The sequence below is a fragment of the Mycobacterium sp. IDUB_3 genome (assembly GCF_055419585.1).
This window is the reverse complement of sequence record NZ_JBVAXZ010000001.1, coordinates 3370627-3391430: the sequence shown is the minus strand read 5'-3', so window position 1 is coordinate 3391430 and position 20804 is coordinate 3370627. Positions and strand designations below refer to the sequence as shown.

Genomic DNA, 20804 nt, shown 5'->3' with positions numbered 1-20804 from the left:
CTAGCCATTGAGCGCTCCTTGGTCGGTTGAGTCATGTAGTTCGTTTGACCTCTGAGCCAGTTCGAAGCTGTAGCGGATGTGCTCGTTGTGTCCGTCCGGGACGACCGGAAAGATGAGCGGCGCCTCGACGTACCTGATCGCATCCAGGTGGCTGCCGACGTCCTCGACGGTCCACGACGGCCGGCTCACGCCCGGGCTCTCCACGACGACGGCCCGCGCCACCCGACCCGCCAGCGCGATGAACAATTCGCCTGTCACCGAACACGATTCATGCGCGAGCCAGCCCACCACCGGCGCAACGAGCTCCGCGCCCATCGGCGGATACGCCGAGGTGTCGATGCCTTCGGCCATCCGCGTCACCGCGGCCGGCACGATCGTGTTGCACCGCACGCCCTCGGCGGCGCCTTCGAGCGCGACGACATTGGACAGCCCGATCACGCCCGCCTTGGCGGCCGCGTAGTTCGCCACGTTGTGGTTTCCGTACAAACCGCCGATCGACGACGTCAGCACGACGCGGCCGTAGCCCGCCTCGCACATCAGCGGAAAGGCCGGCCGCACCACGTGAAAGGCGCCGCGCAGGTGCACGTCGAGCACGGCGTCGAAGTCCTCGTAGCTCATCTCCTTGAGCGAGCCACGACGGACGTTGCCGGCGTTGTGCACCAGAATGTCGATGCCGCCGTAGGTGTCGACCGCCGTCTGGATGATTTCCTGCCCGCCGTCGCTGGTGGCCACCGACGCGCTGCATGCGACGGCCTCTCCCCCGGCCGCGGTGATCTCGGCGACCACCTGATCGGCCGGCCCGTCATCGGCCCCATCGCCGTCGATGTTGCCGCCGGCGTCGTTCACGATCACCTTCGCCCCGCGCGAGGCGAGCAGGTGTGCGTAGGCGCGGCCCAGCCCGCGACCAGCTCCGGTCACCACGGCGACGCGGTCGTCGAATCGCAGTTGCGGGCCCTGGGTTTCGCTCAAGTCCCGAGCACCAACCCGTCCAGGTCGCCCTTGTCCCGCCACACCCGCAGCAGGTCCTCGAAGGCGTAGAACCCGGGGCCGTACGGCTCGCCCAGGTGTGACCGGATTCCTTCTCCCCCGCCGCCGCCTTCGTTGTTGTAGTAGCCAGGCGTGCATTGGGCGTCGAAGGCCGAGTTGTCGACCGCGGTTTCCCGGATGGTCGCGCACCACTGCTCCTGCGCCGCTTGGCTGGGCTCCACGGTGGTCGCGCCCCGTTTCAGCGCCTCGGCGATGACGTAGGCGATGTGCTCGCCCTGCAGCTCGTAGTTGGCGGCGATGTTGGCGGAGATGCCGACCTGGGTGAAGCCGGTATAGAACTGATTTGGGAAGCCACGGCTGGTCATCCCGTGCAGCGTCTTGTAGCCGTCGCCCCAGTAATCGAACAGCGACAGACCGTCGCGTCCCTCGATCGTTTCGATCGAGTAGCGGCGGCTGATCTCGGTGGTGATTTCGAAGCCGCTGGCGTAGATGATGCAGTCGACCTTGTACTCGACACCATTGGCGACCAAACCCTTTTCGGTCGCGCGTTCGACGCCCTTGCTCGACGACACGTCGACCAGCGTCACATTCGGCCGGTTGAAGCTGGCCAGGTAGTCGTCGTTGGAGCAGGGGCGCTTACACAGGAAGCGGTAATAGGGCTTGAGGGCTTCGGCGGTCGCGCCGTCGTCGATCAGGCTGTCGATGCGGCGCCGCAGCCGCTCCATGATCTTGTAGTCCTCTTCTTCCCGGATCGCCATGAACTGCTCGGGGGTCAGCGACGCGGGATCGTCCAGTGCGAGTACCCGGGCGGCGGTGTTGCGCCCGAGCTCGGTCCAGAAGTCGCACACCAGATCCGGCTGGCCCAGCGCCATCCCCTCGAACGTCCACGAGTGGAAGTTGCGCTGCCGCTCCCGTTGCCAGCCGGGCCGCAGCGTCTTGACCCATTCCGGGTCGGTCGCGGTGTTGTTGCGCGCGTCGACGGTCGACGGCGTCCGCTGGAAGACGTAGAGATGCTCGGCGTCGCGGGCGAGGAAGGGCACGATCTGGATGCCGGTGGCGCCGGTGCCGACCACCGCGACGCGCTTGTCGGCCAGCTTGTCCAGATTGCCGCTGACGTCGCCGCCGGTGTAGTCGTAATCCCACCGGGACGAGTGGAACGCGTGGCCCTTGAAGTCCTTGATCCCCGGAATGCCGGGGAGTTTCGGGCGGTGGAACGGGCCGGACGCCAGGACGACGAACCGCGCGCGGATGTCGTCGCCGCGGTTGGTGCTGATCCGCCACCGCTTGATCGCCTCGTCCCACCTCAGGTCGTGCACCTGGGTGGAGAAGATCGCCGAATCGTAGAGGCCGAAATGCTTGCCGATGTTGCGGCAGTGCTGGTAGATCTCGGCACCGTCGGCGAACTTCTTCGAGGGCATGAAATCGAGCTCTTCGAGAAGCGGTATGTAACAGTAGGATTCGTTGTCGCATTGGATGCCGGGGTACCGGTTCCAGTACCAGACGCCGCCGAAGTCGCCGCCCAGTTCGATGACGCGGACGTCGTCGACGCCGGCCTTCTTCAGGTAGGCCGCCGACAGCAGGCCACCGAAGCCGCCGCCCAGGACCGCGACGTCGATGTCTTCGCGTATCGGCTCACGCGGTGCCGCGGGCGTGTACGGGTCGACTTCGTAGTAGCCGGCGAAATCGTCCTCCAGCTCGATGTACTGCTTGGAACCCTCTTTACGCAGCCGCTTTTCGCGTTCGTGGGCGTATTTCTCGCGCAGCGCGGCGATGTCGAAGTCGTCGGGCGTCTGCGTGGGCCCGCAACCGTCTTGATACATCGTCATGCCCGGGGGTGCTCCTTACCTGACAGTTCCTGGGGCTCACCGGCTCCCATATACCTCGACAATTGGTAGTGCAGGTTGACCGTGCTGCGCTCGCGGTACGGATTGGGCTTGGTGCCCGGGAAGCCCAGGGACTTCATCCCCTGCTGCACGGCGGCCATATTGGAGAAGTCCTGCGGCAGCACCGAGCGCCACCCGGGGTTGCCGACCGGTGTGTACTCCCACTCCGTCTGCGGCTCTTGGCCTTTCGGATACAGCTCGAAGACGGACACCTCGAAGAGGCACTTGTCCGGGTTGTAGCTGGGGTGCGGCCGCGCGCCGTAGCACAACGCGCTGGTCAGCCCCTGGCCGATCTGGAAGTTCGGGAAGATCTGCCATGCGGTGCCGGCCTGCCCGAGGATGTCGGCGGGGATCGTCGGCCAGATCACCCCGCGGGCTTCGTCGTCGCGGCGCGCCGACGCCAGCCAGTGCTCGAGCACCTTGTCCGCCGGTGTCCCCTCGGGCAACTCGTCCACCAGCCGCTTGGCGGCGTTCACCAGCGTCTGGGTGGTGGTGGCGTTGGTTTCCTCCATCGTGTACACCTGCATCTCCGCGGTCGAGACACGAGGATCGTCGCCGATGCCCAGGCGGATCTTGGACTTGGTGGCCTCCATGTCCTCGGGCGCGTCGTAGCCGATATGGCTGTGCTTGCCTTGCGCTTTCGCCCAGCCCTTGAACTCGCCGAACTTGTTGAATTCCGGATGGGTGGTATAGACGTGGTAGGTCTCGTTGAAGGCCTCCAGCGCGACCTTCCAGTTGCAGTCGAAGGACAGCCACTTGCGCCATTTGTAGCGCATGTTCTCCAGGCCGAACGGGTCGAGGATCTTCGCGGCGGGAAACAGGAAGTCGGCCAGCGGCTCGCAGTCGGGATCCATGTTGATCCACAACCAGCCACCCCAGCTGTCGACCCGTACCGGACGCAGGTGGGTGTTGTCGGGCGTGAGCGCGTCCTGCCAGTCCCGCTGCTCGCGGATGTGGGTGCACGCGCCGTCGAGGCCGTAGGTCCAGCCGTGAAAGCCGCAGACAAACGACTTTCGGGTTCGCGCGCAGGCGTTCTTGGCGCCCTCGGGGGTGTCGATCAGCCGGCGGCCGCGATGCATGCAGACGTTGTGGTGGGCGTGAAACTCGTTGTCGCCGGTGCGCACCACGATGATCGAGTCGTCGAGAATGTCGTAGGTCAGGTAACTGCCCACCTCGGGCAACTCCTCGACGCGGCCGACCTGCTGCCAGACCTTGCGCCACAGCTTGTCGCGCTCGGCGCGGGCATAGTCCTCGGAGATGTACGCCTCGACCCCTATTGTCATCGGCATCGAGAGTTCCTCGGCCGCTTCGGGATTCGCGCCCTTGGCCAGATCGGTCATCACATTCTCCTAATCGCGGCACGGAAGGATTCGTCATGCAAGAACAGCGAGGTGTTGTCGGCGCCGAGGTGGGTCCACTTGAGGTCCAGGCCGCCGTCGACGAGCAGCGTCTGGCCGGTGACGTAGCTCGACAGCTCCGAAAGCAGGAAAAGGATCGCGCCGGCCTGCTCCTCGGGCCGCCCACGCCGACCCATCGCGATCGCCTGCCGATCCCGCTCGGGGTCCTCGTCGACATAGGTGCGCGAAGCCGCGGTCTCGGTGACCCCGGGCGCCACGGCGTTGACCCGAATTCCCGCCTGCGCCAACTCGACGGCCATCGTGCGGGTCATCGCCGCGATCGCGGCCTTGGCCGTCCCGTAGGCGATGTGAAACGGTGCGGTGTTCATGCCGCTGATCGAGGAGATCGACACGATCGACCCCGGTCGTTGCTGCGCGAGGAGTTCCCTGGCGACGGCCTGGCTCATGAAGAATGCCGTTTCGAGATTATCGGCGAAGATCTTGCGCCAGTCGTCGCGCGCCACCCGGGTCGACGGCATCCACGTCGACGGCTCCGCGCCGCCGGCCACATTGACCAATCCGTACAAGTCGCCGTCGGCGCGGCGCGCGTGGTCGATCACCGTTGCGATGCCCTCGTCGGTGGCCGCGTCGGCCGCGACAGGCACCACGGGCAGCCCCTGCTTGGCCAGCGGGGCGACGTGTTCGTCGAGGTTTTCCTTCGACCGGCTCACCGCTATCACGGTGGCGCCGGCCCGCGCGGTCATGGCGGTGACGGTCGTGCCGATGCCGCCCCCGCCCGCGCCGGAAACCACCACGACGCGGCCGCCGAGCCCTAGAAGTTCCTCGTGATCGGCCATGACCTGCTTTCCCCTGCCGCCATTCGCGTCACGCGTCCGCAGCGGGATCTCTACTCATTTTGTCCGGACAAAATATCGCATTCTGTCCATTGGAGAACACTATTCCGATCTGTCGACTTGGCTGTCAAGGTCGGTTCGGTACCCTTCGGCGGCTATTGTCTGGACTAGGAGGAGTTGATAGCGTCCAGCCCAAACGGCTGACGGAAGGACCTCGGCGAGCATGTCCACCTCAAGGGCCACCTCAACGCTGCCCTCGCGGTATGCGCTGTCGCACCCGATCGGCGTCGCCGAGGGCTGGGAGTTGGAGCGGGTCACCGCGCCCAGTCGGCTGTTCGGCGCCAACGGTCTGCGTACCGGCCCGGACGGCCGCATCTACATCGCCCAGGTGACCGGCAGTCAGATCAGCGCGCTGGATCACCGCACCGGCGAACTGGTGACCGCCAGCCCCAAGGGCGGCGACATCGTCGCGCCCGACGACGTCGCCTTCGACGCCGACGGCAACCTGTACGCGACCGAGGTGATGGACGGCCGGGTGAGCGTCCGCGACACCAGCGGCCGGACGCGGGTGCTGCGCGACGACGTGCCGTCCGCCAACGGCATCACCTTCCACCAGGGCCGGTTGTTCATCGGTGAATGCCGCGAGGGTGGGCGGCTGCTGGAATTCGACCTGGCGGGCGGACCGCCGCGGGTGCTCTTGGAGAACGTGCCCTCGCCGAACGCGATGGAGGTCGGCCCGGACGGCCTGTTGTATTTCCCCGTGATGGGCGCCAACGAGATCTGGCGCATCGACCCCAACGGCGGCGAACCGCAGCGCGTGGCGGGCAATCTCGGTGTGCCCGACTCGGTCAAGTTCGACGCGCAGGGTCACATCGTCTCGACGCAGGTGGCCAGCGGGCAGGTGCTGCGCATCGATCCCCGCAGCGGCGAACAACGCGTGCTCGCCCAACTGACCCCGGGCCTGGACAACTGCACCTTCGTCGGCGACCGGCTGTTCGTATCCAATTTCACCGGCGAAATCACCGAGATATCCCCCGACGGCACAGCGCGATCCGTGCTGGCGGGCGGCCTCAACTGGCCGATGGACCTGGCGGTGGGCCACGACGGGCAGCTCTACATCGCCGACGGCACGTACTTCTACGTCGCCCTGCCCGATGGGTCCCTGCACACCGCGGGAATGTTGTTCAGCCCCGGCTATCCCGGATTCCTGCGCGGTGTCGCGGCGAGCGGGCCCGGGGAATTCGTCGTCACCACGTCCGGCGGCCAGGTCGCCCGTTACCGGCCGGAAGCGAGCGAAACCGAGGTGCTGGCAGACGGTTTCGACCAGCTCTACGGCGTCGCGGTGAGCGCGAGCGGTGTGGTGTTCGCGGAGCTGGGCACGGGGCGGTTGCTGTCGCTGCAATCGGGTGATGTCCAGGTGCTGGCGACCGGGCTACGTGAGCCGGTGGGTGTCGCCGTCGACGCGGACGGGGCGTGTCTGGTCGCCGATGCCGGAGCAGGCCGGGTGATCAGGGTGAGCGGTTCGGGGATCGACACCGTTGCCGCCGACCTGCAACGCCCGCAAGGCATTCTGGTGCGGGGCGGTGTGCTCTACGTCGTCGACGCCGGAGCCAAGGAGCTGATCGCGGTCGATCTGGGCACCGACGCGCGGCAGACGATCGCCGCAGGGCTGCCGGTCAGCCCGCCGCCCGGTGTGACGCCCAAGCCGCTGCGCGGCATGCCACCGTTCTCCGGCCCGCAGGGCCCCTTCGCCGGCATCGCCGCCGCGGCCGACGGGACGCTCTACGTCTCGGCCGACGGCGACGGCAGCGTGCTGGCATTGCGCCCGACGCCGGACGGACCCTGATGCCCCAGGCGATCGCGGGTGACCACCGCTATCTTCAGATTGCGCGCACGCTGCGTAAGGAGATCGTCGACGGCGTTTACCCGGTGGGCTCGCAGTTGCCCACCGAACACCAGCTCTGCGAGCGCTTTGCGGTGAGCCGCTACACCATCCGTGAGGCGCTGCGCCGGTTGCGCGAGGACAACCTGGTGGCCTCCCGGCCGCGCGCCGGCACCCGGGTGGTTCCCCGGCCGGCGTCGAGTTCCTATGCCCAGGACGCGATGTCGATCGACGACCTCCTGGCGTTCGCGGCCGGGGCGCAGCTGACCATCGAATCCAACGCGATGGTGACGGTCGACGACGACCTCGCCGCCCGGACCGGCCTCGAGGTGGGCAGTCAGTGGCTGTCAGTGCGCGGCTACCGGCAGGCCGACGACGCTTCGGTCCCGTTGTGCCGCACGGAGTACTACATCAACCGGAGTTTCGCGGCGGTGGGCAGGCTGCTGCAACGCCACGCCGGCCCGATATTCCCGTTGATCGAGGACCTCTTCGGCGTGAGCGTCGCCCAGTTGCACCAGGAGATCGCCGCCGTCCTGCTGTCCCCGGAGCTGGCCGACGGCCTCGGAGTCGAAGCGGGCACGGCCGCGCTGCAGATGCGGCGCACCTACACAACCTCCGACGGTGAGGTGGCCCAGGTGACGATCAACACCCACCTGTCGTCCAGGTTCCGGTACGCGATGACCATGCGTCGCGTGGACGAATAGGGCGCCCGAGATGAGGTCGCGGTGATCGCCCGGACCGCCCAGGATGCGGCGCACGCGGCTGAGGCCTACGGCCGCGGGTTATGGGTGCACACGACGCTGGCCGATGCGCTGCGCACCGCCGCGGCGGAATCGCCGCAGCGGACAATACTGGTAGACAAGGATGTTCGGCTGGATTGCGCCACGCTGCATGCTCAGGCCGGCGCGCTGGCCGGCGCCCTGTTGATGCGCATCCCCACGGGCAGTGTGGTGTCGTTCATGTTGCCGAACTGGTACGAGAGCGCCGTCATTTACCTGGCCGCGACGCTGGCCGGCATGGTGGTGAACCCGATCCTGCCTTCGCTGCGCGACCACGATCTGCGTTACATCCTTCAAGATGCCGATACCGCAATGCTTTTCGTTCCGCGGCAATACGGCGGGCACGACTACGCGGCCATGCTGGAACGCGTGACCGCCGCGATGGACCCGCCGCCGGAGGTGGTGGTGCTACGCGGCGACGCGGAGCCGCACACACCGTATGCGGCCCTGCTGGACCTGCCGCCGCAAAACGCGGCCCTGCCTGCGCTGGATCCCGACGCCGTGCGGATGATCCTGTACACCTCCGGCACCACCAGCCGGCCGAAAGGTGTCCTGCACACCCATAATTCGATGCACGCGCTCATCTGTCAGATCCGTGACCACTGGACGATCGCCCCGGGCGACACGTTCCTGGTGCCGTCGCCGGTTGCCCATATCGGCGGTTCGATATACGCCTTCGAATGCCCGCTGCTGCTGGGCACGACGGCGGTGCTGATGGACCGCTGGGACGCGGCCGAGGCAGTCACACTGATGGACTCGCATCGGTGCACCCACATGGCTGGCGCCACACCGTTTCTGCAACAGCTGTTAGCCGCCGCGCAGCGGGCCGGCACCCGCCTGCCCGACCTCAAGGTGTTCATCTGCGGGGGCGCGTCCGTGTCGCCGTCGTTGATCCGCCGCGCCGCGGAGTATTTCGATCGCGCGGTGGTCACCCGGGTATACGGCTGCACGGAGGTGCCGGTCGCGACCGTCGGCGCCCCCCGGCCGGACGAAGCGGATCGCGCGGCGGACACCGATGGCAGGCCGGGAATTGCCGAGATCAAGTTGGTCGCGCACGAGGCCGCGCCCACCGGCGACGGGGAGATCTGTGTCCGGGGACCGCAGATGCTGCTGGGTTACCGGCATCCCGAGGACGACCCCTTCGATGCCGCAGGCTTTTTCCGCACCGGCGATCTCGGCCGCTGGATCGATGGCCAGTACCTCGTCGTGACCGGCCGGGCCAAGGACGTCATCATCCGCAGCGGCGAGAACATCTCGGCCAAGGAGGTCGAGGACCTGCTCGCCGACCACCCCGGCATCGCCGAGATCGCGGTCGTCGGGCTGCCCGATGACCGCACCGGTGAGCGGGCCTGTGCGGTGATCGTCCCCGCGGGCGCGGCGACCCCGGACGTCGCAAGCCTGCTTGCCCTGCTAGTGAGCAAGGGCGTCGCCAAATTCAAAGCCCCGGAACAGGTCGTGCTCCGGGACGCGCTGCCGAAGAACGACGCGGGCAAGGTACTCAAGCATCAGATCCGGGCGTCGCTGATGCGTGGCGATCGCGAGCGCGGCGAAGCCGGGCGCGGCGGGTCGCCGCGCGAGACTAAGGATGGGTGAGATGCAGGTCGCAATCGTCACGGGGGCAAGCAGCGGTATCGGCCTGGGGTGCGCCACAAAACTCGCCGAGATGGGCATGGCCGTCGTCGGCACCGGACGCGACGAGGCTCGGCTGGCCGAACTGGCAAGTGCGGTCGGCGATCCGGATCGCGTCGCGACAATTGCCGTCGATCTCACCGACGATGACGCGCCGCGCCGCATCGTGGACCTCGCGGTTGGCCGGTGGGGCCACATCGACTTCTTGATCAACAACGCCGGAGTGGGCAGCCCCAAGCCGCTGCACGAAACCGACGACGAGACCCTGGACTACTTCCTGGGGCTGATGCTGCGGGCTCCGTTTCGGCTCGCCCGCGACGTGTTGCCGCACATGGCGCCCGGCTCGGCGATCATCAACGTGACATCCACCTTCGCGGTGGTCGGCGGTCTGCGCGGCGGCGCCTACTCTGCCGCCAAGGGCGGGCTGACCGCGCTGACCACTCACATCGCCTGCCAGTACGGGGCGTCCGGCATCCGCTGCAACGCCGTAGCGCCCGGGGTGACCGTGACCCCGATGGTCGAAAAGCGCTTGGAGGATGAGCGATTCCGTAAAATCAACACCGAGATGACGCCGCATCAGCGGCTGGGACGCATCGACGACATCGCCAGCACCGTCGCGTTCCTGTGCTCACCGGGCGGAAGTTTCATCAACGGCCAGACCATCGTCGTCGACGGCGGATGGAGTTCGACCAAGTATCTTTCGGAGTCGGCGCTGGCGGCACGGTGGATCGAACAATGAATCTGTTCGCGCTGCTCGATCAGGCCGCGAGCCGATTTCCCGATCGCGGTGCGGTGTATCAGGGGGATCGCCGCGTGTGCACCTGGATCGAGTTGCGCGACCGGGCGTTACGCCTGGCCGCGTCGATCCGGCAGCAGCACGGTGCCGGTGCCCGCATCGCGATCGCGACCCACAATCGCCCCGAGATCATCGAGTTGATGTTCGCGGCGTGGGCCGCCGAATGCGTCGTCGTCCCGATCAACTACAAGCTGCATCCACGCGAGATGGCGCAGATACTCGACGACGCGGGCGCCGCACGGGTGTTCACCTCGTCGACCATCGGCGCCGAGCTCGCGCCGATGACCCGAACGCCGACGGAAATCATTGACTCCGAAGGCTATTCAGCACAATTCGCCACCGGCCCGTCGGCGCCCCCGCGCCCCGATCCGTCGGCGCTGGCATGGCTGTTCTACACCAGCGGCACCACCGGCCGGTCCAAAGGCGCAATGCTGACCCACCGAAACCTCACGGCGATGACGGTCGCACACCTCGCCGACATCGACGCACCCGACGAGAACTGCAGCCTGATACACGCGGCACCGATGTCACACGGTTCCGGCCTCTACATCCTTCCGTATGTGCTGCGCGGCGCCCGCCAGGTCCTTCCGGAGTCGGGTGCATTCGATCCCGGCGAATTCCTGGATCTCTGCGAGCACCACCCGACCGCCAGCGCATTCCTGGCCCCGACGATGGTGCAACGGCTGGTCGACACGCGACGCGGCCGTCCGGCCAATCTGAAGACCATCGTCTACGGCGGCGGGCCCATGTACGTCGAAAGCCTACGCAAGGCGATCACGACGTTCGGCCCGATCTTCGCGCAGATCTACGGGCAGGGCGAGTCGCCGATGACCATCACCGGGTTGCGTTGCGCCGACCACGAATCCGGCGACGACGCGATCCTGGGTTCGGTCGGTTACGCGCGATCCGGGATGGAGGTCGCGGTGCTGGACCCGGACGGCCGCCCGGCACCGCCGGGCGAGATCGGCGAAATCGTCTGTCGCGGAGACGCGGTCATGTCGGGGTACTGGGAGAACCCCGAAGCCACCCGCGCCGCACTCAAAGACGGCTGGCTCTACACCGGCGACATGGGCTCGTTCGACGCGCGCGGTTTTCTCACGCTGCGGGACCGGTCGAAGGACGTCGTCATCAGCGGCGGGAGCAACATCTACCCCCGCGAGGTGGAGGAGGTGCTGCTCGAACATCCCGGCGTCGCCGAGGCGTGTGTGGTCGGCACCCCTGACGCCGAGTGGGGTGAGATCGTGGTCGCGTTCATCGTCGGCACAGACGATCCCGTCGAGCCCGCAGCGCTGGACGCGCATCTGCTGGAGCGCATCGCCCGGTTCAAACGGCCCAAGCGTTACGAATTCGTCGATGAGCTACCGAAAAACAGCTACGGCAAGGTGCTCAAGCGCGAACTGCGTGCCAGCCTGGCGCACTGAATCCCGCAGGGACGGCGCCGCAATGCCACAAGAAATCAAGGGAGGTCGCAAATGAAATGTCGTGCCGCTGTCATCCGCGGGGTGGGCCAGGAGTGGGAGATCCGTGAGATCGAGCTGGACCCGCCCCACGCGGGCGAAGTCATGGTGCGGATGGCCGTCGCCGGAATCTGCCACTCCGACGACCACCTGTTCACCGGCGACGTGGTCCCGACGGCCGAGGCGGTCGCCGCCAGCGGCCAGCCGGCACCGGACTGGTTCCCGCTGCTCGGCGGGCACGAAGGTGCCGGTGTCGTCGAGGAGGTCGGGCCAGGCGTGACATCGGTACAGCCCGGGGACCACGTGGCGCTGTCGTTCATTCCGGCGTGCGGCAGTTGCCGCTTCTGCGTGAACGGGCAGAGCTACATCTGCGACATCGGCGCGAGCCTGTTCGTCCGGGAGATGCCCACCGACGGAACGTGCCGCCGGCACCTGGGCGACGAAGACCTGCTGGCCTATGGGCAACTCGGCACATTCGCCGAATATGCGGTGCTGTCGGAGAGGTCGGTGATCAAGATCGATGACGCGATCCCGTTCCATGCCGCTTCGCTCGTCTCGTGCGGGGTCAGCACCGGGTGGGGTTCCGCGACGATATCGGCGGGCACCGAACCCGGTGACACCGTCGTCGTCATCGGCGCCGGTGGCGTCGGGATGAACGCCCTGCAAGGGGCGCGCGCCGTCGGTGCGAAGTATGTCGTCGCGGTGGATCCGGTTGAGTCCAAGCGGGATTCGGCCAAGGTCTTCGGCGCCACGCACACCGCCGCCTCCGCGCAGGAAGCGACGCCGCTGGTCAATGAGATCACCGCCGGCCTGATGGCGGACCGCGTAGTGATCTGCCCCGGCGTGGTGCACGTCGACTTGCTGCCGTTGGCGATGGCGCTGCTTCGCAAGGGCGGCGTCTGTGTGCTCACCGGCATCACCCCGTTCACCGAGCCCCCGGTTCCGCTGGTGCTGCAGGAGATGACGCTGTCGGCCAAACAACTGCGGGGAGCGCTGTACGGCGGGATGAATCCGCGTACCAGCGTGCCGATGCTGTTGTCGATGTACCAGGCCGGCGCGGTGAAACTCGACGAGTTGGTCACCCGCCACTATCGACTCGACCAGATCAACGAGGCGATGACAGACCTGCGGGAGGGCCGCAACATTCGCGGCGTGATCGATTTCGCCGCCGTGTGATCAGGGGCGCAGCCCGCGCATTGGTGTCAACCGGACTCGAAGTGACTCCGGATGCCGGCCAGCATCTTGACGTGCGCCTTGACCCCTTCGCGGATGGTCACTCCGGCCAGTAATCGCGGGGCGGTGATCGAAATCCGCTCGGTGACAAGGGTGCCGCCGTCGACCGGATCGAAACTCACCGTGCCGCGCAACCGCACCCCGGGCGATTGATCGGCCTCGGTCAGCACGTCACCGTGGGCGGGCACCCGCAGCAGCGCCTGATAGCTGGTGCGTATAGTCAACGGCCCCAGTGGAATTCGGTCGACCACGCGGTACGTCTGCTGGTAGCCGTCCGGGGTTTCGCTGCGGGACACCGTTTTCACCGACACGATCAGCGGGTGCACGAGCCTGATGTTGTTCAGGTCCACGTAGAAGTCGCGGACGGCGTCGGGCGGCGCGGGCACGTGCTCGCTCAGCGTCCGATCGGCGTGGACGGTCCACCAGCTCATGAGAAAGAACCTAGCCCGACGGGGGCGCCGCGCTTACCGTGGACCCACGACCGAGGGAGAAGACATGGGCACGCAAGGTCAAGTGGTCGAGCGTTACCTGGAATGCCTGGCCGCTCACGACTGGGACGGACTGGCCGACACCATCGCCGAGGACGGCCTGACCCGGGAGGGCCCGTTCTGCGACGTGGTCGAGGGCAAGGCGCGCTATGTCGCCTTCCTGCGCAAGGTGTGCACCGAGCTGGAGGGCCATCGGTTGCAGGTGCGGCGGGTCTCGCACGTGGACAGCCGGGTGTCCTACGCCGAGCTGTCCGAGACCTTCGAGATCGACGGCGTCGCGACCACGTGGCCCGAATGCATTCTGTTCGAGCAAGACGATGACGGATTGATCTCTCACGTCAGCGTGTTCTTCAAGCAGCGGCCCGCCGGCTGACTATTCCCTCCCCCATCGAATTGACCTAACGTGTCATGGATGGAGGCAGATGGAACTCCGGAGTCGGTGCCGGTCGAGAAATTGCACTCGGGCGACCCGATCACCGATTGTGGTCAGCGGTACATAGTTCTCGAATCAAAAGCGCTCGGCGATAGCTGTGTGGTTCTCGAGCTGGAGTCCAGGGTGGACCACCACCTGCAGGTCATCGAGAAGTCGTTCCCGGCCGGGTACCAGGTTGACAGGGCACACCACCGAATTCTGTAGCGAATTCTCGTCGCCCCAATAAAGCGCGAGTAGCCGTCCGACGGCTACCGCGCATTCGTGTTTTGCGGGCTTACCACGCGAATGAGGCTGTCGCAGAATCGCGTTCCAACTGCAATGCTCGGCCGGCCGCTCGTCGCACCCCGAAACTTCGGGCAGGCAGGGCCGAGGCGGCTGAGCTTTCGGCCTTGACCGGCAATGCCGGCTTGGAGGACCTTTCACGAAGACAGGTTTGGCCGTTCATTGGAAGGCGATGGTGTGTGCTAGGCCGACCTTGTCGATGAGGAAGCAATGATTGGGGGTGCTGGCGTGGTCGCTGACGGCGGCGCCGGGCGGGTACAGGGCTTCCGAAATGGGTGACAGTTCCCAGGATTGGGTCTGACCGCTGAAGGCGTACTGCATGACGCGGCCATCGTTGTCGACCGCGAACCCGACCACCTCACTGTTGTTGCTGGCCAGCCCGGGCACGGGCCGAGCGGTGGTCGGGAAGCTCGCTCCAGCGAGAACGTCGAATCGCGGGGAGTCGAACTCCGTCTTGGCCCGCATCGAGATCACTGTGAGCGCACCGGCGGCATTGACGGCGAACGCGCTCCTCAGCGGCGCGGCGACCGGCTGCGGGGCACCGGGCGGCCGGAACGTCACCCCCGACAGGCGGCTGATGGAGGTGCCCTGAGCATAGGCGCCCGGCGGGGTCACCGCCTGGGTCTGCCAGCCCTGGTTGGGCGCCCGGAAGATCCCGGTCAATCGTCCCTGAGTGTCTACACAGAAGGCGGTCGGCACACCGAAGACGGTCGGGTCGCTGATTCGGGCACCCGCTGGGAACGCCGGCGCGCCCGCAACGGGGCGGACAGCGGGGGGCGCCGGGCTTTCGCCGACCACAATCTCCATCAGAGTGCCGTTTGCGTCGATGGCCAGTGCTGACAGGGTGCCGGCCGCGACCTCCATCGGCATGGTCAGCGGCTGACCGGCGACGAATTTCGCCCCGCCGGCCTGCTGGATGTCGGCCTGGCCGAACGGCTGGGCAGCCGGCAACCAGATCACCTTGAGCACGCCGTCGGCGCCCACGGTCAGGCACACCGATACGAACGGGCGCGTGACGTGACCGCCGGGAGCGAACCCGCCCCCGCCGATCTGGGCGATCTGGCTTGGTGACTGCCCGCGTGGCGCCCACACGACGGTGAGCCCGCCGTTCACGTCGACGGCCAACAACCCGTCCTCGGAGGTGGTGAGTTCGGTGATCTGGTTGGCGAATCCGCCCGCCCGGAAGCTGGCCCCGGGGATCGTCGACAAGCCCCGACCGTCACCCGGCAGCACCGTCATCCGGCCCAGGTTGTCCACGACGACACCGTTGGGGCTGACATAGGCGTCGACGGGGAACATTGCACCGTGGGTGTCGATCGTGGTCGTCTTCCAGCCGGGTCCCGGCGGGGTCACCGGCGCGGGCGGTGCCGGCGCACGTGTGAAGATGATCGGCTGCGGCTCGGTCAGCGGCGGCGTGCATTTCTGCGGGTCGAAAAACTGGGGTGAGTCGAATTGGCCCTTCGACAGGCGCACCGCGTGATCGATCACGGCGTTGATCAACGCGGTGTAGCTCGCCGACGTGGCGCCCAGCACGGCATCGGGAGGAAGACCGGTGAAAAATTGGGGGTTCGCGCGGGCGAAGTCGGCGTCGTTGCGGGATTGGATGTAACGCATCTTGCGGTCGCGGGCATCGGCGAGCGCGGCCCGGAAGTCCTCGCGTTCCTCGGGGGTGGGAAGGGGCAGCGGCAACGTGTCGTAGGTGGCCACCTCGGTTTCGAACGCGACCGGGTTGTCCCTGGCGATCTGCGGGAATTGGTGGTAGCGAGCGGCGATGTCGTCGATGGTGACCGTCGGGGAGATCGTCTCGCCGCTGCCGGCACGCTGATACATCGTCGCGGTGTATTCCGACCGCGTGGCCGAGCTGGTGTTGGCGGTGTTGAACTGTGCTTTGAAGTCAGCCGAGGCGACCAACATGTCGGCCGCGGCGTTCAGCGAGGTTGCCAGGTCCTTCTGGGTCACAGTCGACTGGGAGGTGATGCGGATGACCGCGTAGAACTCGCCCCCGGTCTGCAGGCCGCGCACGCAGCTGTCCCCGAACGCGCGGGTGAAAGTATCTTCGCCGTCACTGGTTTTCAGCAATTCTGAAGCATCCGGTTTGACGGCGAAGTTCTGGCCGCGGGTCAACGGATTCTTCACCACGCATCGAGCCAGCAGAAACGTCGACGTCGAGTTGATATTGGTTTGCTCGGAGAAGCTGGCTTTGGTTGAGCCCGAAAAGAACTCATAGCGGCCCTGCAGCGAGAAGGACATCGACATCTTGTCCATGAGTTCTTCGTGGGAATTGACAACGGTGATCTCAGCGATCACTTCCTGGCCGGAGGCGGCGGGATCGACGCCGACGGTGAAACCTTGCAGGGCGGTACCCACGGCCTGGCCGGTGTGGCTATTGAATCCCATGCCGATCGACTCGTCGTGGAATGCCAGCGTCCGGATCTGGTCGATCGGTGTTGCGGGGGCGGTGGTTTCAGAACTGGTCATGAGTACTCCTGCAGGCGGCTGAAATGAATGAATGGGGGCCGCGGCCGGTTGGGTCGGCCGGCTGGGTTCGATTCGTCGGATGTCGTCATGACGAGCTACTGCTGCGCGGCGGCGGAGCATTCGCCGACGATCACGTTGCCCAGATCGATAGGGCCGGATCCATTGATAACCAGGCTCATCCGATAGTCGCCGGCGGGCAGGTTGAACGTCAACGAGCGCATCGCGCTCTGCCCGGGCAACAGCGGATCACACGAAAGTGATTGGCTGTCCCCGCTGCCCCGATCATCGAGGTCGAAGATGTCCTGGTAGTCGGTGGAGGCGTCCGCACCGATATTCTTCTCCTGCCAGACAACGGTGAAATCGCCACCAGCGCAGGGGTTTACCGGATCAGTGACAAAGGTGACCTGCTGGTCGAAAACGATGGTTGCGGACACGGCTGCTGCCTTTCGGGCTTCCAATTCGCCAGCGTTTCCATGCTGGTCGTCTTCGATGCTGTCCGCAGCCGCCCTACGGCCGATAGCGTAGTGCGCTACTCACTTCGCCGGCGAAGGGTCTCAGCCGGCCAGACCGGCTGCATCGAGGACTGCCCACAGCACCTCGGGATGGCGGATGTCACTGTGCGCACCGCTGAATGCCGACTGGTTAGCACAGATGATCCGGTTGCTGTCCAGCGCATAGAACTGGCCGGACGCAAACTCGTAGCGAGAGCCCACCGGGGCCAACGGCACGACCGCCGGGGCAGGGTCGCGCTGATATCCGTCATGGCCCATCGCTCCCCACCGGTAGGTCAAGTCGGCGGCGTTCTCACTGTCTTGGCGGCTGAGCATGCTCGCCGTCGGATACCACCATCCGACGGCACGGTCGGCCGCGGTGAACGTCGACAGCAACGGCCCGTCGACCCGGTCACCATAGCCGGACAGGGCACCGGAGCGACCGGGGTTGAACGGCAGGCTGTCGGCGAAAGTGAAGTGGGAGAACGCGCCTTGGATCAGGGTCAGTGACTTGACCGGGCTATTTTCGCCGGTATGCCCGTCGCCGAGGCCGGCCAGCGCGTACGACACCAGCCGTGCGCCAAAACTGTGTCCCATCAAATGAATCCGCAGCGCGGCGTCGCGCTGTGCCAGGTCAGCCAGCAGCGGGCCCAGCCCCTGCTGGCCCACCACTCCGGCCCGGTTTTTCATCTCGTAGTAACTCAGCGTGCGCAACACCTCCCGGGCACCCGACCACATCGTCGTGAAGAGATTGGCGCCGCCCATGGCGCCGCTGGCGGCCTTGGGTGCCATTGCGCCGGCGTATGACAACACGGTGGCCGTGGAATCCTTGAGGAAAGCGGTTTCGCCGTGATCCTCGACCGCGTCCGACTCGGTCGTCACCAAACCGCCAGCCAGCGTGTGGAACTGGCTCAGCTTGACCGGATCCTGCGGCTTTTGATCCAGCAAGGCGCCTATCGTGGTCAGGTCCTGCTGTTGGTCGGGGAAAGCCGGACTCAGGGCGGTCGTCAGTTCGGCGCCGGTGGAGGGCACCGGTTTGGCGGTGGCCGGATCGTCGTCAGGGAACAGCAGTGAGGGCCAGATGATTCCGGTAGCAGCGCTGGTGGCTGCCCGGGCGCCCAACTGATCAGCGAGGAGGCCGAACATCGCCGCATACAGGTCGCGGGCGGAGTCGACGCCATTGTTCCATCCGTGGGAGAACACGAACAGGTCGGAGATACCGCCGGCGGCGATCGCCTCGGGCAGGCCGCCGGAGCCGGCGCCGGTGGCGCTGTTGAGACTGCCGTCGGCGTTGAAATCGACCTCGTAGTAAGGCAATCCCTGAATTGTCGTCATCGCATGAACCTCCACATCATCTACACGTTGGACAGGGCGCGCATGAGGTCGATCAGACCTGCACCCTGATAGAACTCGTGGCGGCCCAAATCGGTAGCGCTATCCATGAGCAGCTGCTTGATCAGTTGCGGCTGTCCGATGTATTCGGTGCGAGCCGACATGAACGCCGCGGCCGCCCCCGACACGTGCGCGGCGGCCATCGATGTTCCGCTATCTTCGCGGTAGCGGGCCACGTGCTTGGGATTGTTCGGCGCCAGCACATCCACGCCCGCAACGAACGAACCCGTTGCAGCCGAGGTGATGCGCTCACCGGGAGCCACCACGTCCGGCTTCTTTCGCCCATCGAGGGTCGGACCCTTCGAGGAGTCGAAACTGACGCCGTACGTGTGCGGCTTGTAGCGATGCACCGAGCCAACGGTGATCGCCGAGGCCGTATTGCCCGGGTCGGTGATAGTGGACAGCTGCCCCCGCACATCGCTGCTTGGTCCGCTCAGCGTTCCGGCCGCACCGGCGTTACCGGCGCTCACCACGACTACCACCCCGGTGGCGGCGAGCAGATCGAGCTCTCGGCAGATCGGGCTTTGACCGGCCGCGCAGTCCGACGGCGGCCAATCCGAACCCAGCGATAGATTCACACCGTGGATTTGAATGCTGCGACCGCCGGAGTTGACGCGGCGCACCCAGTCGATCGCGTCGAGCACCGCGCTGGACACCGTATTGCCGTCGTCGTCAAGCACTTTGAGGCTGACCAGTTTGGTCTGCGGCGCAACCCCGCTCAGCGCGGTTCCCGGGGCCAGCGTGCGAAGGGCCCACCGCGGCAGATCTTGATCGGTGGGTTCGTTGGATGCGATCAGCAGTTCGTCGTTGTCGGGCGCCACGCCGGCGATGATGCCGGCGACGTGTGTCCCGTGGCCATAAGCGTCAGTCAACGGCCCGCCGCGCGTGGTGTTGCCGACAGTGAAGTCGCGGTGCCACTGCTTTACCAGCGGATCGGTGAGGTTGGCGTACCGAGTGAAGTGCGGATGTCTGGCGTCGATACCCGAATCCAGTACCGCCCAAACGATGCCGTTGCCGGCGCAGCCGTAGGTCCGCACGGCGGCATCAGCTTTGACGGTTGTGACCGAGCGGTCCAGGTGGCCCCGCATCACATAGTCGGGCCAGATGCGGTAGATCGCCGGGACACCCCGCGGTGAGCTACTTTCGGCCGCCGCGACGTCGGCTGCGGCCAACGCCCGCATCTGCTCGGTGGTCAGCACGCAGCGCCAGTAGTGTCGGGCCACCAACGCCGGCGCGGGCGGTGCCGAGGTGCCCGAAAACACCGTCCGCCACAGCTTTCGGAACCGATTGTTCACGGCCCTCGGGTTGTCGCCGGGGTTGAATCGCAACTCGAGGAGGACCATGCGCGTGGTGACCTTCGTGTCGTCATCGACATGAGTCACCGTCATCGTCACCTGCTCGGGCGTCAGCTCCTCTGCGGTCCGCACCGCCAGGGGACTGATCAACGAATTGGTTGGCACCCGACCGGGCTCAGCGGCTTCCATCGCCACACCCTGTTGCCGCAACGAAGACCTGTCTGATTGACATCGCTCCTCCTCTCACCGGCCGACGCCCCTAATCACCCGAGCTGAGGGACCCGTCAAACTGGTCACCGTCAGGCGGCGGTGCCGCCACGGCAGCTCAGCCGGCATTTCGCATACCACCGTTGGTCCTTGTCTAGCAGGTCGTTCGCATTCGCAAGCGGGTTTGCGTCCAAGCCGGCCAAACCGCGGCGACATGGCAGCCGAGATCGATACCGCGGCATATCGAAATCCGCCGATCTCGACCTCCGTCGTCGCGATGTTGGTTGGCCGACCTCGATGATCGCCCCGCGCCGGGTTGATTTCACGGGTAGCCGACTACTCGATCGGCTGTGACCTCCTTGGGTGGCGGGTCGTCCGTGCCGGATTCCCAAGTATTGTCCGGCGATTCGGCGTAGGCGCCGGCTTGCCGGGCGCATACTTCGTGTCCAGATAGCGCGGTCGGCAGATGGGCGAATTATCAACGGCCACCTAGACTTTTGCGGTGATATCAGCACCCCGGGCTCTCCCACTACGCAATCGCGGCCTCACCCACGCAGCCGGCCTCCCCTGATGTCAACAACCCAGCGTGCGGTGGTCAATCGAACGCGGCGCCGCCGGACGGCGGCGAGCACATCGGGTAGTCGGGTAGTCGACTACCCGTGCGCACCGGCCAAACCGTCGTTAGCGTTCGGGTCGCTCTGCTCTTTGGATAGACCCGAAGGAAGGCTGATGGGGTCAGCGAACCGAGTGCTTGGGTGTGAAGCGCCGAGGCCGCCGCACGGCAGCGGCACCAGAGGTGCCCGATACCCGCGATGCCACTTCACCACCGCCCGACACAACCGCCCTCCCCACGCCCGACGAACTGTTAGTGTCCACTGCAGCTTCAGCTACCAACGGCAGG

The 20804-nt window shown here is 66.3% G+C and carries 17 protein-coding genes; 8 read left to right on the top strand and 9 right to left on the bottom strand.

Translation table 11 applies throughout. From position 1 onward, the window contains the following. From ACZYVJ_RS15670 to ACZYVJ_RS15655, 4 genes are read right to left on the bottom strand one after another with little or no spacing between them, the layout of a single operon-like run. Complete coding sequence (locus ACZYVJ_RS15670; RefSeq protein ID WP_463831859.1) at positions 1 to 969, bottom strand: SDR family NAD(P)-dependent oxidoreductase; 969 nt, start codon at positions 967 to 969, stop codon at positions 1 to 3. Next, complete coding sequence (locus ACZYVJ_RS15665) at positions 966 to 2813, bottom strand: flavin-containing monooxygenase (protein ID WP_463831858.1); 1848 nt, start codon at positions 2811 to 2813, stop codon at positions 966 to 968. The genes ACZYVJ_RS15670 and ACZYVJ_RS15665 overlap by 4 nt, the downstream gene beginning before the upstream one ends. Beyond that, a complete protein-coding gene (locus ACZYVJ_RS15660; protein ID WP_463831857.1) occupies positions 2810 to 4210 on the bottom strand; it encodes an aromatic ring-hydroxylating oxygenase subunit alpha in 1401 nt (466 codons plus the stop codon). The genes ACZYVJ_RS15665 and ACZYVJ_RS15660 overlap by 4 nt, the downstream gene beginning before the upstream one ends. Next, positions 4210 to 5064 carry an SDR family NAD(P)-dependent oxidoreductase gene (locus tag ACZYVJ_RS15655; protein ID WP_463831856.1) on the bottom strand — a complete coding sequence of 285 codons (855 nt, stop codon included), beginning with the start codon at positions 5062 to 5064 and terminating at the stop codon, positions 4210 to 4212. Before ACZYVJ_RS15655 ends, ACZYVJ_RS15660 begins: the two co-directional genes overlap by 1 nt. A 220-nt stretch (positions 5065 to 5284) precedes the next feature. Here ACZYVJ_RS15655 and ACZYVJ_RS15650 point away from each other — a divergent pair, with 220 nt between their 5' ends. From ACZYVJ_RS15650 to ACZYVJ_RS15625, 6 genes are read left to right on the top strand one after another with little or no spacing between them, the layout of a single operon-like run. After that, entirely contained in the window at positions 5285 to 6907 is a 1623-nt protein-coding gene (locus ACZYVJ_RS15650; RefSeq protein ID WP_463831855.1) for an SMP-30/gluconolactonase/LRE family protein, read from the top strand. Further along, a complete protein-coding gene (locus ACZYVJ_RS15645) occupies positions 6907 to 7647 on the top strand; it encodes a GntR family transcriptional regulator (RefSeq protein ID WP_463831854.1) in 741 nt (246 codons plus the stop codon). The genes ACZYVJ_RS15650 and ACZYVJ_RS15645 overlap by 1 nt, the downstream gene beginning before the upstream one ends. Positions 7648 to 7668: 21 nt before the next feature. Next, entirely contained in the window at positions 7669 to 9315 is a 1647-nt protein-coding gene (locus ACZYVJ_RS15640; RefSeq protein WP_463831853.1) for an AMP-binding protein, read from the top strand. After that, a complete protein-coding gene (locus ACZYVJ_RS15635; protein ID WP_463831852.1) occupies positions 9308 to 10090 on the top strand; it encodes an SDR family NAD(P)-dependent oxidoreductase in 783 nt (260 codons plus the stop codon). The genes ACZYVJ_RS15640 and ACZYVJ_RS15635 overlap by 8 nt, the downstream gene beginning before the upstream one ends. Then, complete coding sequence (locus tag ACZYVJ_RS15630) at positions 10087 to 11568, top strand: acyl-CoA synthetase (RefSeq protein ID WP_463831851.1); 1482 nt, start codon at positions 10087 to 10089, stop codon at positions 11566 to 11568. Before ACZYVJ_RS15635 ends, ACZYVJ_RS15630 begins: the two co-directional genes overlap by 4 nt. A gap of 51 nt (positions 11569 to 11619) precedes the next feature. Further along, complete coding sequence (locus ACZYVJ_RS15625) at positions 11620 to 12780, top strand: NDMA-dependent alcohol dehydrogenase (RefSeq protein ID WP_463831850.1); 1161 nt, start codon at positions 11620 to 11622, stop codon at positions 12778 to 12780. A 26-nt stretch (positions 12781 to 12806) separates the two neighbouring features. Here ACZYVJ_RS15625 and ACZYVJ_RS15620 read toward each other — a convergent pair whose 3' ends face one another. Then, the gene (locus ACZYVJ_RS15620; RefSeq protein ID WP_463831849.1) at positions 12807 to 13268 is read right to left on the bottom strand and encodes an SRPBCC family protein; all 462 of its coding nucleotides are present in this window, start codon (positions 13266 to 13268) and stop codon (positions 12807 to 12809) included. A gap of 64 nt (positions 13269 to 13332) precedes the next feature. On the opposite strand from ACZYVJ_RS15620, the gene ACZYVJ_RS15615 reads away from it, so the two are divergent. Together ACZYVJ_RS15615 and ACZYVJ_RS15610 are read left to right on the top strand one after the other, a co-directional pair. Further along, a complete protein-coding gene (locus ACZYVJ_RS15615) occupies positions 13333 to 13698 on the top strand; it encodes a nuclear transport factor 2 family protein (protein WP_463831848.1) in 366 nt (121 codons plus the stop codon). Positions 13699 to 13737: 39 nt separating this feature from the next. Next, positions 13738 to 13962 carry a hypothetical protein gene (locus tag ACZYVJ_RS15610; protein WP_463831847.1) on the top strand — a complete coding sequence of 75 codons (225 nt, stop codon included), beginning with the start codon at positions 13738 to 13740 and terminating at the stop codon, positions 13960 to 13962. A gap of 237 nt (positions 13963 to 14199) precedes the next feature. Here the strand turns inward: ACZYVJ_RS15610 and ACZYVJ_RS15605 are convergent, their stop codons facing one another. From ACZYVJ_RS15605 to ACZYVJ_RS15590, 4 genes are all read right to left on the bottom strand, one after another. Then, a complete protein-coding gene (locus ACZYVJ_RS15605) occupies positions 14200 to 16518 on the bottom strand; it encodes a hypothetical protein (protein ID WP_463831846.1) in 2319 nt (772 codons plus the stop codon). 95 nt (positions 16519 to 16613) lie between these two features. Further along, complete coding sequence (locus tag ACZYVJ_RS15600; protein ID WP_463831845.1) at positions 16614 to 16952, bottom strand: hypothetical protein; 339 nt, start codon at positions 16950 to 16952, stop codon at positions 16614 to 16616. Positions 16953 to 17072: 120 nt separating this feature from the next. Next, positions 17073 to 18344: a serine/threonine protein kinase gene (locus ACZYVJ_RS15595; protein WP_463831844.1), complete on the bottom strand. Its 1272-nt coding sequence runs from the start codon at positions 18342 to 18344 to the stop codon at positions 17073 to 17075. Positions 18345 to 18364: 20 nt separating this feature from the next. After that, a complete protein-coding gene (locus tag ACZYVJ_RS15590; RefSeq protein ID WP_463831843.1) occupies positions 18365 to 19885 on the bottom strand; it encodes a S8 family peptidase in 1521 nt (506 codons plus the stop codon). Positions 19886 to 20804: the final 919 nt, after the last annotated feature.

Excerpts from the sequence above, each read along its gene's own strand:
- ACZYVJ_RS15645 (WP_463831854.1), top strand. The coding sequence starts at position 6,907 with ATGCCCCAGGCGATCGCGGGTGACCACCGCTATCTTCAGATTGCGCGC.
- ACZYVJ_RS15630 (WP_463831851.1), top strand. The coding sequence starts at position 10,087 with ATGAATCTGTTCGCGCTGCTCGATCAGGCCGCGAGCCGATTTCCCGAT.
- ACZYVJ_RS15660 (WP_463831857.1), bottom strand. The coding sequence starts at position 4,210 with ATGACCGATCTGGCCAAGGGCGCGAATCCCGAAGCGGCCGAGGAACTC.
- ACZYVJ_RS15610 (WP_463831847.1), top strand. The coding sequence starts at position 13,738 with ATGGAGGCAGATGGAACTCCGGAGTCGGTGCCGGTCGAGAAATTGCAC.
- ACZYVJ_RS15625 (WP_463831850.1), top strand. The coding sequence starts at position 11,620 with ATGAAATGTCGTGCCGCTGTCATCCGCGGGGTGGGCCAGGAGTGGGAG.
- ACZYVJ_RS15595 (WP_463831844.1), bottom strand. The coding sequence starts at position 18,344 with ATGACGACAATTCAGGGATTGCCTTACTACGAGGTCGATTTCAACGCC.
- ACZYVJ_RS15605 (WP_463831846.1), bottom strand. The coding sequence starts at position 16,518 with ATGACCAGTTCTGAAACCACCGCCCCCGCAACACCGATCGACCAGATC.
- ACZYVJ_RS15655 (WP_463831856.1), bottom strand. The coding sequence starts at position 5,064 with ATGGCCGATCACGAGGAACTTCTAGGGCTCGGCGGCCGCGTCGTGGTG.
- ACZYVJ_RS15620 (WP_463831849.1), bottom strand. The coding sequence starts at position 13,268 with ATGAGCTGGTGGACCGTCCACGCCGATCGGACGCTGAGCGAGCACGTG.
- ACZYVJ_RS15590 (WP_463831843.1), bottom strand. The coding sequence starts at position 19,885 with ATGGAAGCCGCTGAGCCCGGTCGGGTGCCAACCAATTCGTTGATCAGT.
- ACZYVJ_RS15615 (WP_463831848.1), top strand. The coding sequence starts at position 13,333 with ATGGGCACGCAAGGTCAAGTGGTCGAGCGTTACCTGGAATGCCTGGCC.
- ACZYVJ_RS15635 (WP_463831852.1), top strand. The coding sequence starts at position 9,308 with ATGGGTGAGATGCAGGTCGCAATCGTCACGGGGGCAAGCAGCGGTATC.
- ACZYVJ_RS15650 (WP_463831855.1), top strand. The coding sequence starts at position 5,285 with ATGTCCACCTCAAGGGCCACCTCAACGCTGCCCTCGCGGTATGCGCTG.
- ACZYVJ_RS15665 (WP_463831858.1), bottom strand. The coding sequence starts at position 2,813 with ATGACGATGTATCAAGACGGTTGCGGGCCCACGCAGACGCCCGACGAC.